The sequence below is a fragment of the Candidatus Zixiibacteriota bacterium genome, assembly GCA_020853795.1.
GTDB lineage: Bacteria > Zixibacteria > MSB-5A5 > CAIYYT01 > CAIYYT01 > JADJGC01.
Window position 1 is genome coordinate 1 of sequence record JADYYF010000173.1, and the last position, 2,932, is coordinate 2,932.

Sequence of the window (2,932 nt, forward strand, 5' to 3'; positions counted from 1 at the left end):
GACGCCGTGCCGGTGGTCGCCATGACGGTAAAACCGAGCGCGTGGAATCTGCGCGCGACGCTGAGAATGCCCTTCTTGTCGCGATCGTTGACGCTGATCAGAATCGCGCCCTCGGCAGGGAGCCGTATTCCGGCGGCCAATTGGGCCTTGAAGAAAGCGCTGCCGAAGTCGTTGCCGACGCCCATGACCTCGCCAGTCGAGCGCATCTCCGGTGACAGGCGCGGATCGACTCCGGGGAATTTGACGAAGGGGAAGACCGGCGTTTTCACGAAGTAGCGCGATACCGGCAGATCTTCGGTCAAACCGAGTTCGCGCAAGGTGCGCCCGAGCATGAGACGGGTGGCGATTTTCGCCAGCGGTTGGCCGGTGGCCTTGGCGACGTAGGGCACGGTGCGGGAGGCACGCGGGTTGACTTCGAGTACGTACAATTCGCCGTCCGCGATGGCGTACTGAATATTCATCATGCCGACAACTTTGAGTTCGCGCGCCAACTGTCGCGTGACGCTGCGGATTTCCTCAAGGTGTCGATCGCTGATCATGTAGGTCGGCAGCACTGAGCTGGAATCGCCGGAATGCACGCCCGCCTCTTCGATATGCTGCATGATGCCCGCGATGATGCAGTCATTGCCGTCGGCGATGGCATCGACGTCGACCTCGAAAGCGTCCTCCAGGAATTTGTCGATCAGTATCGGCTGGCCGGGTGCGGCATCGAAGGCCTGCGTGAGATAACTGTGGAAACGGGAAAGGCCGTAGACAATCGCCATGCCGCGGCCGCCGAGGACATAAGAGGGGCGCAACAACAGCGGAAATCCGAGTGCCCGGGCGGCGGCATCGGCTTCGACCAGATTACGCGCGATGGCATGCGCCGGATGGCGGATCTGGAGACGGTCGAGGAATTCGGCAAAGCGTTCGCGGTCCTCGGCGAGATCGACCGAGTCGGGCGGAGTCCCGAGGATCGGGACGCCGGAGCGTGCCAAGGGCAAGGTCAGTTTCAGCGGCGTCTGGCCGCCGAATTGGACGATGACGCCGTCGGGACGTTCGCGCTCGAAGATTTCGAGAACATCCTCCTGCGTGAGCGGCTCGAAGTAGAGGCGGTCGCTGGTGTCATAGTCGGTCGAGACGGTTTCGGGGTTGCAGTTGACCATGATGCTTTGCACGTTTTCCTCGCGCAGGGCAAAGGAGGCGTGGCAGCAGCAGTAGTCAAATTCGATGCCCTGGCCGATCCGGTTGGGGCCGGAGCCGAGGATCATTACCTTGCGGCCGGATGCAATCTCGCTTTCGTCTTCCTCTTCATAGGTTGAATATAAGTAAGGAGTGAACGACTGGAATTCGCCGGCGCAGGTATCGACACGCTTGAAGACCGGGCGGATACCGGATTCGTGACGGCGCGCACGCACGGCATCCTCGGAGGCGTCGGTCAGATAGGCAATGCGACGGTCGGAGAAGCCAAATTCTTTGGCGAGGCGCAGGTCGTTCAGTGACACGTTTTCCAGCGACCGTCCGCGCAGCGAACGCTGCAGATCGGCGAACTCGGCGATCTGGTCGAGGAACCAGGGGTCGATGTAGGTCAGGCGCGCAATCTCGGCGACGCTCCAGCCTTGTTCGAGTGCGTGGACGATGAAATGAATGCGATTTTCATTGGGTTGGGCGAGCACGGCGCTGAGTTGTTCGTCGGTCATCGGGCCGGGACGGAAGGGTTTGACGGCCTCCAGCGAGCGCAGGGCTTTGAAGAGCGACTCTTTGAAGGTGCGGCCGATGGCCATGACCTCGCCGACAGACTTCATCTGGATGCCGAGCGTTGCGTCGGCCCCGGGGAATTTTTCGAAGGCGAACTTGGGAATCTTGGTCACGACGTAGTCGATGGCGGGCTCGAAGGCGGCCGGGGTCATGCGCGTGATGTCGTTGGGGATTTCGTCGAGCGTGTAGCCGATGGCGAGTTTGGCCGCGATTTTGGCGATTGGAAAACCGGTGGCTTTGGAGGCCAGCGCGGACGAGCGCGAGACGCGCGGGTTCATTTCGATGACGACCAGTCGGCCGTTGTCCGGGTTGACGGCGAACTGCACGTTGGAGCCGCCGGTCTCGACGCGGACGCGGCGCATGATGGCGGCAGCGGCATCGCGCAGGCGCTGGTATTCGCGGTCGGTCAAAGTTTGCGCCGGCGCAACGGTCAGCGAGTCGCCGGTATGGACGCCGATCGAGTCGAAGTTCTCGATTGAGCAGACGACGACGAAATTGTCGCGGCGATCGCGCATAACCTCGAGTTCATACTCTTTCCAGCCGATCAGCGATTCCTCGACGAGGACTTGATGCACGGGTGAAAGTCCGAGACCGCGCGCGACGATCACCGCGAATTCTTCCGCATTGTACGCGATACCGCCGCCGGAGCCACCCAGCGTAAACGAGGGCCGGACGATGATCGGGTAGCCGTTGTCGGCGGCGAAGGCGCGGGCCTCATCGAGCGACGAGGCCAACAAGCTGCGGGGAACCTCCAGGCCGATTTCCACCATCGCCTGCTTGAACAGCTGGCGATCTTCGGCAACAGCAATGGTGCCGGCATTAGCGCCGATCATTTCGACGTGGTGGCGCTCCAGCACGCCGGCCTGCTGCAAAGCGAGGGCGAGATTGAGCGCGGTCTGGCCGCCGACAGTGGGGAGGACGGCATCCGGTTTGTCGCGGGCAATGATCTTCTCGACAAATTCGACGGTCAGGGGTTCGATGTAAGTGCGATCGGCCAGATCGGGGTCGGTCATGATTGTGGCCGGGTTGGAATTGATGAGGATAACCTCGATGCCCTCCGACTTGAGTGCCTTGATTGCCTGCGTGCCGGAGTAGTCGAATTCGCAGGCCTGGCCGATGACGATCGGGCCGGAGCCGATGACGAGGACGCGGTTGAGATCAGAGCGCCGGGGCATGGGTCGATTTCTCACCGCGA

General features: G+C 61.9%; 1 protein-coding gene. It reads right to left on the minus strand.

Features of this window, described 5'->3' with window-relative positions:
* The coding region (gene carB / locus IT585_13295) for a carbamoyl-phosphate synthase large subunit (protein MCC6964222.1) at nucleotides 1-2,912 on the minus strand (2,912 nt) is incomplete at its 3' end.
* Nucleotides 2,913-2,932: the final 20 nt, after the last annotated feature.